Below are 14130 nucleotides of genomic sequence, written 5' to 3'. Positions count from 1 at the left end.
TCTTTGCGCAGCAGAGAGGGGTGACAAGCGTAGCGAAGTCGGGGGTGAGTAAATTATTAGCCATTAAAATAACAGCATTGTCCATTTTAACCCTCCGCAATAACAAAACCCCAAAACCAACGTATAATAGCCTGATTAATCCTGCATTTAATTTGAACATGAAGAGATATTTGTTGAGCTGGATGGCAGGTGTGATGGTGGTTTTATCTTTTGTGATGTGTTCAAAAGATGTGGCTAAGGCGGTAAAGCCTGCGGATACTACTCCTGCAACGAACCCTGCAAACCCGGCGCAAAATAACGGAATTCCAACTCAAAATACACCCACAACAAACCTTACCTGCTCTTACACTGTAAAAACATCGGATTGGTCAATTGACGGTTCTACGTTCGCGGCGGGCTCGGTTATCTGTATCCCGGCGGGCACAAGGGGAGCCCTATTGCTTAAAAATTTTAAAGGGAATGCTGCAAACCCTATCATTATTGTGAACAAAGGGGGCAGGGTGACTTTCTCGGTGGCTACTACGGCATCCTACGCGTTTAAAACTCAAAATTGCCAGTATATAAAAATATTAGGGAACGGTACCGCAGGCATTAAATATGGTTTTGATGTAAACGGCGGCAACATCGGCATAACGATGGACGACCTAAGCAGCGATTTTGAAATAGCTAATGTGGAGGTGCAAAATTGCGGCTTCGCGGGCATTATGGCTAAAACAGATCCATCATGCGATGCGGCTACCCAGCGCGGGCGGTTTACCATGCGCAACGTATCGGTACATGATAACTATATCCACAAAACAGGCGGCGAAGGGCTTTATATTGGTAATTCTTTTTATGCCGATGGGATATCCATTGCCTGCGGCAGGGTTTTACCGCACGATGTAGTAAACGTTAAAGTTTATAACAACGAGGTTGATTCTACCGGTTGCGAGGGCATCCAGGTAGGTGGTGCTACCTCCGGCTGCCAGGTTTATAATAATACGGTACGTTATCCTGGTCGGTCGCCATTTGCAAACGGGCAAAATAACGGCATCCAGTTAGGGGAGGGCACAGGCGGTAAATGCTTTAATAATATGATCGCCAATGCGCCGGGTAACGGCATTATCCTGCTGGGGTTGGGCGATAATAAATTGTACAATAATATCATCATCAACTCGGGCGAGAACGGGATCTTTGCCGACTCGCGTTACACGCCGGGCCCGGGTTACCAGTTTGTAAATAATACCATCATTTCATCTGCTGCAGATGGCATCAAGATAAACTCGGAGACCATCCCCATGCACACCGTTATCAATAATGTTATTGTTAAATCTGGCACGGGTGTGGCTATCCACCGTAAAAGCAACTCCGTTAAACTTACGGCATCAAACAACTTTACAGGTACCGATATTACCACTCTTAAATTTGTCAATTACACCACCGGTGATTTTCGTCTGCAGTCGTCATCCCCGCTTATTAATGCCGGCGCAAATACATCTGCTTACGGTGTAACCTCGGATTATTACGGCGAAGCGCGGCCATCCGGTGCTGCGTATGAAATTGGCGCTACCGAGTACTAATACGCCATTTCCATTCAAATTATCGTTTTTCTTAAATTACCGGGTATTTACGCGTGTTAGCTGCATATTTATTAATTTACAACTAATAGTGGTAACCGTAACGAACAACGTACCGTATAAATACCTGTATTAGGAAACGGAATAAGCTGATTGCAAATAACTTATATCGTTGTACTAAATAAATTAACCCCTACTTAATTTATGACGAAAAGTTACTTTGCACATTGTGTAGCCGGCATGCTGGTAATATCGTCCTTCGCCATGTGTACCAAGGGTGCCATTGAAAAACCCGCCAGCGCTATTGCAGGCGCAAAGTTAAATGCCAAAATGAGCACCCAGGCTCTTGATGAAGATGGCACTTATACCGTGCAGCCTAACGAGTGGTTTGTTGACGGTACGGATATCGATCCCGGCACTACAATTTATATCCCCGCCGGCACAAGAGGTGCCTTACTGCTTAAAAATATTAAAGGTACCGAAGCTGATCCTATTATCATCATCAACAAAGGTGGGCGGGCTATTCTTACTACTTCTGCAACCGCATCTTACGGCTTTAAAACCCAAAATTGCCAGTACTTTAAGATAATGGGCAACGGCACGCCGGGCATTAATTATGGGATTGCCATTGATGGGGGCAACATCGGCATGACGATGGACGATCTGAGCAGCGACTTTGAAATAGCGAATGTTGAAGTGCGCAACAGTGGCTTTGCCGGTATCATGGCTAAAACCGACCCCACGTGCGATATAGCAACGCAGCGGGGCCACTTTACTATGAGTAATCTTGTATTGCATAATAACTATATCCATAAAACAGGCGGCGAGGGCTTTTATATAGGTAACTCTTTTTACGCGGATGGTTGGGCACTGGCATGCGGTAAGGTTTTACCACACGATGTTGTAAATGTTAAGATCTACAGTAACCGCATCGACTCTACCGGTTGCGAAGGCATCCAGGTTGGCAGCGCAATTGCCGGCTGCTATGTTTATAAAAACGTGATCAGATGGCCCGGTTTATCCCCCTTTGCAAACGGGCAGGACAACGGCATCCAGTTAGGGGAAGGTACCGGCGGCAGATGTAATAATAATTTGGTTGAAGAAGCGCCGGGTAACGGCATTATTGTACTCGGTTTAGGGGACAACCTGTTGTTTAATAACATTATTTTAAATTCTGGCGAGCATGGTATTTTCGCGGATTCGAGATATACGCCCGGGCCAAATTTTAAGTTTATTAACAATACCATCATTAACACTAAATTAGATGGTATACGGTTAAATTCAGAGTCTATCCCCATGAATACGGTAATCAATAACGTTATTATAAAACCGGGTTCGGGCGTTGCAATACACAAAATAAGCAGCAGCGTAAAACTTACTGCCTCAAATAATTATATAGGTAACGACGTAACCGCCCTTAAATTCGTAAATTATAATGGGGATGATTTTCATCTTCAACCCTCATCGCCGCTTATTAATGCCGGTGCGAACGCGTTGTTTTATAAGGTTACTGTAGATTATTATAGCAAAAAACACCCATTGGAGGGAGCTTTTGATATCGGCGCAACCGAATATTGATCTTGAAAGCTTTTGCAAATACAATCTCTTAACACGGTGTTAAAAACTTTTTACAGCACTGTTTCTACTTTTAAAAAGTATTTGTATATTTGCACCTCTTTTATAAGAAAGAAAAGTATACAATAAGCAATGAAAAAAGATCTGCATCCATCAAACTATAGGTTAGTTGTTTTTAAAGACATGTCAAACGACTACTCTTTCATAACCAAATCATGTATCGAAAGCCGTGAAACCGTTAAATGGGAAGATGGCAACGAATATCCATTGATCAAATTAGAAATTTCACACACTTCACACCCGTTCTACACAGGTAAAATGAAGTTAGTTGATACCGCCGGCCGTATAGACAAGTTCCGTACCCGTTACAACAGGTAATCGATATTTTTTAATAAATATTTACAAGTTCCCCGCAAAACGGGGGACTTTTTTTATTTTTGGCACATGGCAATCATTCTATTTGACGACGACGCTCGTAATACCCTTCTGCCGTTAACATACACCCGCCCGGTTGCCGATCTGCGAATAGGGATCCTTACCATCGCCGAAAAATGGGCTAAATACTTAAACTCCGAATTTTCTTTCCGTACCGAAGCTTACTTGCAGGCCAAGTTTCCGCTCAATATCCAGGATGATAATATTTTCATCAACGGCGCTGTTTGCCCGGATGAGGCTGTGGTAGAAGCTATAAATAATTTAAATAGTGGCGAGGCCTTAAGGTACCGCGACAAACTGATCGCCGTAAAACTGAAAGATGTTTACGCTGATAATTTTGACCCTTACGGTAAATATTCAAACGAAACGGTTTATACCCAAGAGTTAGTGGTGATAACCCATCCCGAGGATATCTTTCGTAAAAATGATACCGAGATCCGCAAGGATTTTAAACTGCTCACCAAAGGCCGCAAGAGCGCCAAACTGAGTACTACCAATACCATTATTGGCGACGATTTCTTTGCAGAAGAAGGCGCGCAGGCCGAATGTTGTACCTTCAGTACTATTAATGGCCCTATTTATTTAGCCGCTAATACCGAGGTTTGGGAAGGTACTAACGTACGCGGTCCGTTTGCTTTATGCGAGTACTCGCAAATAAAAATGGGCACCAAAATTTATGGCGCTACTACCATTGGCCCTTACTGCCGCATAGGTGGCGAGGTGAACAATGCCGTGGTTTGGGGCTACTCTTCAAAAGGGCACGAAGGCTACCTGGGCAATGCTGTGGTAGGCGAGTGGTGCAACCTGGGTGCCGATACCAACAACTCTAACCTTAAAAATAACTACAGCGAAGTTAAGCTTTGGGATTACCCTACGCAAAGCATGCGCCCAACAGGCCTGCAATTTTGCGGCCTCATTATGGCCGATCATGCCAAAAGCGGTATCAACACCATGTTTAACACAGGCACGGTGGTTGGTGTAAACGCAAATGTTTTTGGTGGAGGTTATCCGCCAAACTACATCCCCGATTTTTCATGGGGTGGGGCCGATGGCTTTGTGGAGTATGGCTTTGATAAAATGATGGAAACTACCGGCCGGGTAATTGCCCGCCGCCCGCACCGCAAATTTGACGATGCCGAGAAGGCGATACTTACCGAGGTGTACGAGTTAACAAAGGTTTATAGAGGGCAATAATTAACTGACCTTTATATTAGCATAATCATAATAATCTTAAAATCAATAAATAATATAGAAATGAGAAAAAAAATTGTAGCCGGAAACTGGAAAATGAACCTTGATTACAGCGAAGGCTTAGCGCTATTTTCTGAAGTAACAAACATGGTTAAAGACGAAGCTACCGGCAACCAGCAAGTTGTAGTTTGCAGTCCTTTTATTCACCTGCATAGTTTGGCTCAGTTAACCAAAGGCTATACAAACGTAGCTGTTGGCGCGCAAAATGCGCATCAAGCCGAAAGCGGTGCTTACACAGGCGAGGTGTCTGCAAAACAAGTAAAATCTACCGGTGCCGAATATGTTATTTTAGGCCACTCGGAACGCCGCCAGTACTTTGGCGAAAGCAACGAATTGTTAGGTAAAAAAACCGATACTGCTTTGGCTAATGGTTTAAAACCAATTTTCTGCATCGGCGAAACCTTACAGCAGCGCGAAGCTAATGAGCATTTCGACATCATTAAAAGCCAGTTGGCAGAAGGTGTATTCCATTTAGATGCCGACAAATTTGGCCAAATAGTTTTGGCATACGAGCCGGTTTGGGCAATTGGTACAGGTGTTACAGCAACATCAGACCAGGCACAGGCGATCCACGCGTTTATCCGTGCAGAACTTGCTGCAAAATACGGCCAGCAGGTTGCTGATGATACCACCATCCTTTACGGCGGTAGCTGTAACCCAAAAAATGCTGCGGAATTGTTTGCTTGCGCAGACATCGATGGCGGCCTTATCGGCGGCGCATCCTTAAAATCACGTGATTTTACGGATATCGTTAAAGCTTTCAATTAATATTTTAGTATCGAGTAACAAGTATCAGGTATCAAGATGCCGGTTTAGTCTTGCTACTTGATACTCAATATTTCATACTATCTTCATGAATTATTACGAATTACTCTTCACTACCATTACTACCGAGGATTATCAGCAGGACCTGTTAATAGATGCTTTGGGCGAAATTGGCTTTGATACTTTTGAAGAGGTCGACCTGGGCTTTAAGGCCTATATCCCTGTTGATGATTTTAACCAGGAACTGGTTGATGATACGCTGGAGATCTATCGGGAGATGTTCGATTTTAGTTATGAGATAACGCTTATCCCGCAAAAGAATTGGAACGAGGTTTGGGAAAGTAACTTTGAGCCAATACAGATAAGCGACCAGGTTTTTGTACGCGCCACGTTCCACGAGCCGAAGCCGGAGTTCCCTTACGAGATCGTAATAGACCCTAAAATGGCTTTTGGTACAGGTCATCACCAAACCACCGCCATGATGATGGGACTAATGCTGGAGAACGATTTTGTCGGCAAAAAGGTGTTGGATATGGGTTGCGGTACGGGCATCCTCGCTATCCTTGCCGCCAAACTTGGTGCAACAGATATTACCGCTATAGATTATGATGTGGTTTGTTACGATAGCACCATAGAGAACTCGGCGCTGAACAATATCAACAATATTAAAGCCCTTTGCGGTTCAAAAGAAGCTATCCCTGATGAGCAATACGATATTATCCTGGCAAACATCAACCGCAATGTCCTCTTAGACCAAATGGCCCGATATGCAGAAACTCTAAAACCAGGTGGCGAGATCTATTTCAGCGGTTTTTATAAAGATCCCGATCTTGATATTATCACACAGGAAGCAGCGAAATACAATCTCAAATACATCACCCACAAAAAAGATAAAGAGTGGGTAGCAGCTAAATTTATTAGTTGAGTGGATTATAAATGATTACACCGATTATCAGTGTAATCATTTAAATCAATTTAGTTACAAATTATTAATATCCTACCGTAAACCTTGCCTTAACGTACTGGTTGTTCTCCAATTCGTTAAATATCGCCACGGCCAAATCGGCTGTAGAAATGTCGTTTTTACCATCTGCATCAAACACGGGGCTTTCGGTACCTAAACGGAAGGTGCCGGTACGCTCGCCGGGGTGGAGGTTAATGGCAGGGCTCAGGAAAGTCCAGTCTAACTCGTTTTCGTTACGCAATTCGGTCAGATAATCACGCGCTGCGCTGGCACCGGGATAATATTCTTTCGGGAAATGCGGGCCATCTACCAGTTGTTTCCCATCAATAAACAAACTGCCTGCACCACCAATGGTTAAAAAGCGTTTAACGCCCGCCTTTTTGGTAGCCGCCTGTATATCTCTCGATCCCTTCAAGAAATCGTTATATAAGTTAGGGTTGGTCCACCCGGCGTTAAAAGAGTTTACCACCGCATCATGTCCGGATAATACCGAAGCCAACGCATCAACATCGCTTACATCTGCCGCTACAGCTGTTACGCCTGCTGCTTTTTCTACCTTATCGGTGTGGCGCGCAATGGCGGTTATCTCATATCCGCGTAGTACACCTTCTTTTACTAATTCTGCGCCAACAAAACCCGTTGCGCCTATTATTGCTATTTTCATATTGTGTTGTTTTATATGTAATTAAATTTGTTACAGTTTTATATAAATTTTTTTAATCGAATTTTTTGCAAAACTCAGCCAGGTTAGTGTTGCCCAGTTTATTTAACATGGTTTGTTCTATCTCATTATCCAGATCTTTTAAATGTGTATTTATTTGCTTGCCAATAGGGCAGGCGGGGTTAGGCTGGTTTTTAGCCTGGCCTAATATGGCATCGGGCTTTACAGCCTCGTATATGCTTGCAAGGCTTATAGCAGTGCCCGCTTTGCTTAACTTGTACCCGCCATTTTTTCCTTGCTGGCTACTGATCAACTGGTGTTTGATAAGGTTGCTCAGTTCCTTACGCACCAAAACCGGGTTCACGTTTATGCTCCCCGCCATATAGTCGGACGATAGCACTTCATCCGATGCGCAAAGCAACGTCATAATATGCATAGCTATTGGGAACCTTCCGTTCATAATTAATTGTAATGTTTTTTATTACAGTACAAATGTACATGTATGATTTGTTAAAGCAAGGAATATGGTAAACATAATTTATTTATGAACCCATCGTGACAAAGCAACAATATTTACCGCCTAAATTTGTTTTATACTAACCTTTAGACCATCCCGATCAAGGTATTTAAGCTCGTCAATATGAAAACCTATCTCGTACCTGTCGATTTTTCTGACGCCGCTTTCAACGCCGCTAATTTCGCCGCCCAATTAAGTCAGCAAAGTAGCGTGACTACCATAATTTTAATGAACGCCTATTACATATCGCCTTACGAAACCATGCTGCCCAACCCGGATATGGTGATGATGCGTGAGGATGAAATAGAAGAGGAAGCCAAAGACCGCATCCTTCAATTGGGCAAGCTGAAGCACAGCCTAAGCAAATTTGTACGTGATGGTGTTGAGATTGTAACGAGGTTAAACCGGTCGCATTTGTTGCGCGCGGTGGTAGATGTTGTGGATGAGCAAGACGTTGACCTGGTGATATTAGGCAGTATTGGCAACAGTACTGTTAGGGATAATACCCCCGGCATTGGCGACCACGTGATAAAAATATCTAAACTAAGCCCGGCACCGGTTATTGTGGTCCCACCAGATTACCGTTACCAACTGATAAACGAAGCCGTTATAGCCTGCGACTTCAAAAAGGTAAAAGAGAATATCCCAATGGCGTTTTTGAATAAACTATTGGGTAAGCAGGCAATTAAATTATTGGTTTTAAATATTGATACCGAAGGTAAACATACGGGCAAAGATCCGCAGCAGCTTGCCGAAGAAAGCGCCTTGCATGATATGCTTAAAGTATTTAAGCCTAAATATTTTTACGAGAACCATGCCGATATCCTATCAGGAATACTTGATTTTGCTAAATAGCAAAAAGCACAAATGTTGATCGCATTACCGCATAATTATAGTTTTTTGCAGTCGATATTGCATAGCAGCATATCGCAACGCCTGGCTAAGAATTCGACAGTGCCAGTTTTATTATTGAAATGACACAATGAGTAAATTAATTTGCTGTACCAGCTGTTTTTGTGTTAATTTGTCGCATAATTGCTACACTAATATTTATTAATGAGGGTACATTTTATAGCGATAGGGGGAAGCGCCATGCACAACCTTGCCATCGCTCTTCATAAAAAAGGATTTAACGTTACAGGTTCTGATGATGTACTGTTCGAGCCCTCGGCTTCGCGCCTGGGTAAATATGGTATTTTGCCCGCGCGGGAGGGATGGGATGCCGGAAAGATAACCACCGACCTTGACGCCGTTATACTTGGGATGCACGCCCGGATAGATAATCCCGAACTGCTAAAAGCACAGGAACTTGGAGTTAAGATCTATTCGTATCCAGATTATATCTACGAGCAATCTAAAGACAAACTGCGCGTTGTAATTGGCGGCAGCCATGGTAAAACCACCATTACCAGTATGATACTGCACGTATTGCAGGAAGCCGGTAAAAAGTTTGATTACCTGGTAGGCGCACAGCTGGAAGGTTTTGAAACCATGGTTGGCCTTACACATGATGCCCCGGTGATCATTATCGAGGGCGACGAGTACCTCGCTTCGCCAATAGACAGGCGACCCAAATTCCATATTTACAAAGCGGATATCGGGGTGATAAGCGGTATCGCCTGGGATCATATCAATGTGTTCCCTACGTTTGATAATTATATCGATCAGTTCAGGATCTTCGCGGAAACTATCCAACCAAACGGCAGGCTTATCTACAGCGAAACCGACGATGTATTGAATGCCATGGTGAAAGGCCTTGATGTATCCGTACCTAAAATACCGTATAATTTACCCAAATACACAATAGATAACGGTATAACCAGCATTACATCCGCAGGTAAAACCTATGCGCTTGAAGTATTTGGACAGCATAACCTGCTTAACATGCAGGCCGCCCGTTTAGTGTGCGAGGCGTTGGATATTACTACGGCCGATTTTTACCACCACATAACCACCTTTAAAGGCGCGGCCCGCAGGCTGGAGGTAGTAGGCAAAAGTGACAATGCCACCATCTTTAAAGATTTTGCGCATTCGCCATCCAAGCTAACGGCTACTATAGATGCGGTAAAGGCACAATTTCCTGACAGGCAATTGATTGCATGCATAGAATTGCATACATTTAGCAGCTTAAATAAAGATTTTTTGAACGAATATGCCGGTACGATGAACAAGGCCGACAAGGCTATCGTATTTATCGACCGTAAAACATTTGAACAAAAAAAGATAGAACCATACCCGGCCGAGGCTGTAAAAAGTGCCTTTGCTAATGCCGATTTGCTGTTTTTTAACCAACCGGCAGAATTACTTACATACCTGGAAGGCCAGGACATTGCCAATAGCAGTCTGCTGATGATGAGTTCAGGTAATTTTGGAGGTATAAATTTAGTAGAACTTAAAAATAATTTACTATAAATTTGCTGATTGTTAGTTTGTTATTGAAAAAAATTGTAACTTTATTAACTATTGCGAAACCTTACCTAATTAAAGTTTATATATGAAGACACTTGGAAAAAAGATCCGGTTATTACGCCACCAAAAAGGGTGGAGCCAGGAAGAAGTTGCTAAACGTTTAGACATCTCTATCCCTGCATTCTCCAAAATTGAAACCGGGATCACCGATATAAACCTTTCTCGCCTTGAGCAGATCTCGGTTTTGTTCGAAATGTCTGTAGTTCAGTTGCTTACTTATAACGAAGTAGAGCAGGATAAACAAATTGCCAGCGAGCTGGAGAACGTTAACAAGAAGTTGATGGACCGCGAAACTGAGGTGATAGACCTACAGAAAAAGGTTATTGAGCTTTTTGAGGAACTGCGCCATAAAAAAGTAGCTACCGCCTAAAAATATCAATTAATAAGCCCGGATGATTGTTCGGGCTTATTAAATTTATAACGCATAGTTAAATGCTTTTTGCCAAATGTTGCACCTACAGCGGTGTGGATGGCAATCATTTTCTCGTTAAAATCGCCCACCCACGATAATTCCAGTTCATCGTATTGCTTTAGGGGTAGCACGTATTCTTTCAGTTTGATGAACAAGCAAGATTCAAGACCATGTTTCTGGTACTTTTGTTTGGTGCCCATTACAATGGCCCTCATCCGCGATACGCCTTTCCACTTGCGGTATAAAAACGTCAGTTTCGCCCATAAATTAAGTTTGCCATTCAATGGTTTTATCATTTGGTTAGCATCGGGCAATATTACAATGAATGATGCCGGCTCGCCGTTTACGTAGGCAAACCATATCAACCGCTCATCCATAATCGCCTTCATTTTCTCAAAGCTCTCCAATATTGTAGAATGCGTTATCGGTACAAATTTTTCAAAGCCCTGCCAGGCATCGTTATAAATCTCTATAAAATCGGCCCCGAATTTTTCTATTTGTGATGTTTTAAAATGCTCAAAGCTGTAGCCGGGTTTTTGGATAACCCAATTGGCAATTTTTGTGAACCGTTCCGAAAACGGCTTGTGCACATTTAGGTGATTGGTGATCTGCTCGTACTGGGTGGTAAAACCGTAACCATCAAAGAACTCCCTGTAATACCGGGGGTTATAATTCATCCCGTAAGATGGGGGAGTAAAACCCTCTACCAGCAACCCCCAAAAGTTATCGTTCTCACCAAAGTTGATGGGGCCATCCATGGCTTGCATGCCGCTTTGCTGAAGCCAGCTTTTAGCGGTGTCGAACAATAGAAAGGCGGCCTGTTTATCATCCACACACTCAAAAAAGCCGCAGCCACCGGTGGGTTGCTCGTATTGGTAAGCTTTTTCGTTATTTATAAATGCCGCTATCCGGCCAATCAGTTGCCCTGTATCATCCCGTAAAATCCAACGGGTTGCCTTGCCATGATTATGGAAATTGTTCTTAGCGGGGTTAAATACCGCCTCGATATCATTATGCAGCGGGCACACCCAGTTCGCATCACCTTTATAGATGATACGCGCCACATCCAAAAATGCGGTTTTATCAGCCTTGCTTTTAACTTCGGTAAGCTTCATCCGGTTGGGGGAAATGTGGGTTTGGCGGTTACAAAAAAAGCATCCAGCGCGGGCCGAATGCTTGTAAATATATCGTTTGCCGACTATATAATATTAGTCGTCGTCTTCCTCGTCGTAAGGGTCATAACTTGTGTCAAAGCTACCCAGGTCATCATCCAGCGGGGTGTCTTCGTCAAAGTCCTCATCTTCGTCTTCTGCCTTTTTACCCGGTTTTGGATCTTCATCATCAAAATCATCATCCTCGTCGTCGTTGATCTTTTTGGTAGAGGTAGTCAAAGGTTTTTTTGGAGTTGCCATTTTAATAAATGTTTATTCGTTAAAATTTATATCTGTTAAACCGATTGTTTAGTCATTTTTTGTTCCGCTATATTCAGCATTATTTATGAGTAAAAATAATTAAAATCATTCTTAATTAAAATCATTTTTCACATTATTCGGTTTGCTCGCCAATGGTGGTGCTACCGTCGTTAATTTCCTTTAGTTTTGGCAGTTCGCTAATGTCGTTTATGCCAAAATAATCCATAAACAAACCGCTGGTGCCGTAAAGGATAGGTTTCCCCACACTCTCCGACTTCCCGGTGATGGCTATAAGTTCCTTTTCCAATAGTTTCTGGATTGAATAATCGCAGTTTACCCCGCGGATCTGCTCCACATCTGTTTTGGTAACGGGTTGTTTGTAGGCGATAATGGCAAGGGTTTCCAGCGCGGCCTGGCTCAGTTTTTTCTTTGAGCGTTGCAATTGCAGCAAGCTGATGGCCGCATGGTATTTCTTTTTGGTAAGAAACTGGTAAGCCTTATTGATCTTCACCACCTGGATAGCGAAGGCATCGTCCAGATATTTCTGGGTGATGGTGTCTATTTTTTTGGTAACCTCATCGGCGGTGTAATCGTGCTCAAAAGAAGCTTGCAGGCAATAAATGATCTCTTCGGTCCGGATCCCCTGCTCTGATGCAAAAATTAACGCTTCGATATATTGCTCGGTGTTATCCATGGGGTGCAAATATATTCAATTAGTAATTTGGTGAATGGCTGAATTAGTGATTTGCAAATGTACCAGTAAACTTAGTTATGGCGTTGCCTGCGGCCCGCGCTATCCGCTGCAAGTCCTCGCTACGCTCCGGGCTTTACGCTGCTATCGCTAACGCGCAAAATATGTCAATGACCTCGTGGATAAGGCGTGAAACAAATCTCTTGACTCCTGATTCTTGTCTTCTTAAATCTCTCTCTTAATAATCTATAACTTGCTCTTCAATTTCGGCAGGTACGTCGCGCCAGTCGTATTTTTGGGTGCGCAACTGTGGTTCAAAGCCCGCTTCTTTGATAGAATCCTGAATGCCTTTAGCTGTGAAACGGTGCGGTGCGCCCGCGGCAGATACCACGTTCTCCTCGATCATTATCGACCCAAAATCGTTAGCGCCGGCATGCAGGCAAAGTTGCGCCACCTGCTTACCAACCGTTAACCACGATGCCTGGATGTTTTTAACATTCGGCAGCATAATACGGCTAAGGGCTATCATGCGGATATATTCGTCGCCGGTAACGTTGTTGGTTATACCGCGTACTTTTTTTAATAAAGTGCCGTCATCCTGGAAAGGCCATGGAATGAACGCCACAAAACCGTGATTACCTTCCGGCTTCTCTGACTGTACCTCGCGAATCCATACCAGATGCTCAAAGCGTTCCTCAATGGTTTCGATATGGCCAAACATCATGGTGGCCGATGTTGGCAGGTTAAGCTGATGTGCTGCACGCATTACGTCCAGCCATTCCCGGCCGCCACACTTACCTTTAGAGATGAGGCGACGTACACGGTCATTCAGGATCTCGGCACCTGCACCCGGCAGCGAATCTAAGCCCGACTCTTTCATTGCCTTCAACACATCGTAATGGCTCATGCTTTCCAATTTAGCCACGTGGGCAATTTCGGGCGGGCCTAACGAGTGTAGTTTAAGCTTAGGGTAAAGTTGCTTCAACTCACGGAACAGATCGGTATAAAACTGAAGGCCCAGATCGGGGTGGTGGCCGCCCTGCAATAAAAGCTGGTCGCCGCCAAGGCGGAAGGTTTCTTCGATCTTTGTTTTATAGGTCTCGATATCGGTGATGTAAGCATCATCGTGCCCCGGGCGACGGAAGAAATTACAGAACTTACAGTTAGCGATACAAACGTTGGTGGTGTTAACGTTGCGGTCTATCTGCCAGGTAACTTTGCCATGCGGCACCTGAATTTTACGCAGTTCGTTGGCTACGTACATCAAGTCGGCCGTAGAGGCATTGTTATAAAGGTAAACCCCTTCATCAATGCTCAAAAAATCAAAAGCTAAAGCACGCTGCAACAGTTCGGCTGTATTCATGTACAAATATACGTAGTGGGAGGGTAAAGGCGAAAAGTAAAAGCGGAAAGGTGTTATTG

At 43.6% G+C, this 14130-nt stretch carries 15 protein-coding genes; 9 read left to right on the top strand and 6 right to left on the bottom strand.

Translation table 11 applies throughout. The annotated features are described in order from the left end of the window. Positions 1–158 precede the first annotated feature (158 nt). The 6 genes from ABIB39_RS15860 (at position 159) to prmA (ending at position 6507) form a co-directional block, all read left to right on the top strand. Positions 159–1559, top strand: coding sequence for a right-handed parallel beta-helix repeat-containing protein (locus ABIB39_RS15860; RefSeq protein WP_354431140.1), 1401 nt, complete (start codon positions 159–161; stop codon positions 1557–1559). A 201-nt stretch (positions 1560–1760) separates the two neighbouring features. Continuing rightward, the gene (locus tag ABIB39_RS15855) at positions 1761–3134 is read left to right on the top strand and encodes a right-handed parallel beta-helix repeat-containing protein (protein WP_354431139.1); all 1374 of its coding nucleotides are present in this window, start codon (positions 1761–1763) and stop codon (positions 3132–3134) included. Between the two features lie 129 nt (positions 3135–3263). Next, complete coding sequence (locus tag ABIB39_RS15850) at positions 3264–3509, top strand: type B 50S ribosomal protein L31 (protein ID WP_252757383.1); 246 nt, start codon at positions 3264–3266, stop codon at positions 3507–3509. Between the two features lie 66 nt (positions 3510–3575). Beyond that, positions 3576–4760, top strand: a complete 1185-nt coding sequence (locus ABIB39_RS15845) for a putative sugar nucleotidyl transferase (protein ID WP_354431138.1) — start codon at positions 3576–3578, stop codon at positions 4758–4760. 60 nt (positions 4761–4820) lie between these two features. After that, the gene (gene tpiA / locus ABIB39_RS15840; protein WP_354431137.1) at positions 4821–5585 is read left to right on the top strand and encodes a triose-phosphate isomerase; all 765 of its coding nucleotides are present in this window, start codon (positions 4821–4823) and stop codon (positions 5583–5585) included. Positions 5586–5670: 85 nt separating this feature from the next. Continuing rightward, a complete protein-coding gene (prmA, locus tag ABIB39_RS15835; protein WP_354431136.1) occupies positions 5671–6507 on the top strand; it encodes a 50S ribosomal protein L11 methyltransferase in 837 nt (278 codons plus the stop codon). A gap of 64 nt (positions 6508–6571) precedes the next feature. Here the strand turns inward: prmA and ABIB39_RS15830 are convergent, their stop codons facing one another. Together ABIB39_RS15830 and ABIB39_RS15825 are read right to left on the bottom strand one after the other, a co-directional pair. Then, positions 6572–7210 carry an NAD(P)-dependent oxidoreductase gene (locus ABIB39_RS15830; protein WP_354431135.1) on the bottom strand — a complete coding sequence of 213 codons (639 nt, stop codon included), beginning with the start codon at positions 7208–7210 and terminating at the stop codon, positions 6572–6574. A 52-nt stretch (positions 7211–7262) separates the two neighbouring features. Further along, entirely contained in the window at positions 7263–7667 is a 405-nt protein-coding gene (locus ABIB39_RS15825; RefSeq protein WP_354431134.1) for an Rrf2 family transcriptional regulator, read from the bottom strand. Positions 7668–7847: 180 nt separating this feature from the next. On the opposite strand from ABIB39_RS15825, the gene ABIB39_RS15820 reads away from it, so the two are divergent. From ABIB39_RS15820 to ABIB39_RS15810, 3 genes are all read left to right on the top strand, one after another. After that, positions 7848–8579, top strand: a complete 732-nt coding sequence (locus ABIB39_RS15820) for a universal stress protein (RefSeq protein WP_354431133.1) — start codon at positions 7848–7850, stop codon at positions 8577–8579. 201 nt (positions 8580–8780) lie between these two features. After that, the gene (locus ABIB39_RS15815) at positions 8781–10136 is read left to right on the top strand and encodes a UDP-N-acetylmuramate--L-alanine ligase (protein ID WP_354431132.1); all 1356 of its coding nucleotides are present in this window, start codon (positions 8781–8783) and stop codon (positions 10134–10136) included. Positions 10137–10218: 82 nt separating this feature from the next. Next, complete coding sequence (locus tag ABIB39_RS15810; protein WP_354431131.1) at positions 10219–10563, top strand: helix-turn-helix domain-containing protein; 345 nt, start codon at positions 10219–10221, stop codon at positions 10561–10563. Positions 10564–10568: 5 nt separating this feature from the next. Here ABIB39_RS15810 and ABIB39_RS15805 read toward each other — a convergent pair whose 3' ends face one another. The 4 genes from ABIB39_RS15805 to mqnC form a co-directional block, all read right to left on the bottom strand. Next, positions 10569–11720 (bottom strand): GNAT family N-acetyltransferase, encoded by a 1152-nt coding sequence (locus tag ABIB39_RS15805; RefSeq protein ID WP_354431130.1) that lies wholly within the window; start codon positions 11718–11720, stop codon positions 10569–10571. A gap of 93 nt (positions 11721–11813) precedes the next feature. Next, on the bottom strand, positions 11814–12017 hold the full coding sequence (locus ABIB39_RS15800) for a hypothetical protein (RefSeq protein ID WP_354431129.1): 204 nt from the start codon (positions 12015–12017) through the stop codon (positions 11814–11816). Between the two features lie 133 nt (positions 12018–12150). Further along, on the bottom strand, positions 12151–12711 hold the full coding sequence (gene scpB, locus ABIB39_RS15795; RefSeq protein WP_354431128.1) for an SMC-Scp complex subunit ScpB: 561 nt from the start codon (positions 12709–12711) through the stop codon (positions 12151–12153). A gap of 235 nt (positions 12712–12946) precedes the next feature. Next, on the bottom strand, positions 12947–14071 hold the full coding sequence (gene mqnC, locus ABIB39_RS15790) for a cyclic dehypoxanthinyl futalosine synthase (RefSeq protein WP_354431127.1): 1125 nt from the start codon (positions 14069–14071) through the stop codon (positions 12947–12949). Positions 14072–14130: the final 59 nt, after the last annotated feature.

Origin of the sequence: Mucilaginibacter sp. UYP27, from assembly GCF_040547175.1 — a bacterium.
In the GTDB taxonomy this organism is placed as follows: domain Bacteria; phylum Bacteroidota; class Bacteroidia; order Sphingobacteriales; family Sphingobacteriaceae; genus Mucilaginibacter.
The sequence above is the reverse complement of the archived record's forward strand: the minus strand, read 5'-3'. Positions and strand labels throughout refer to the sequence as shown.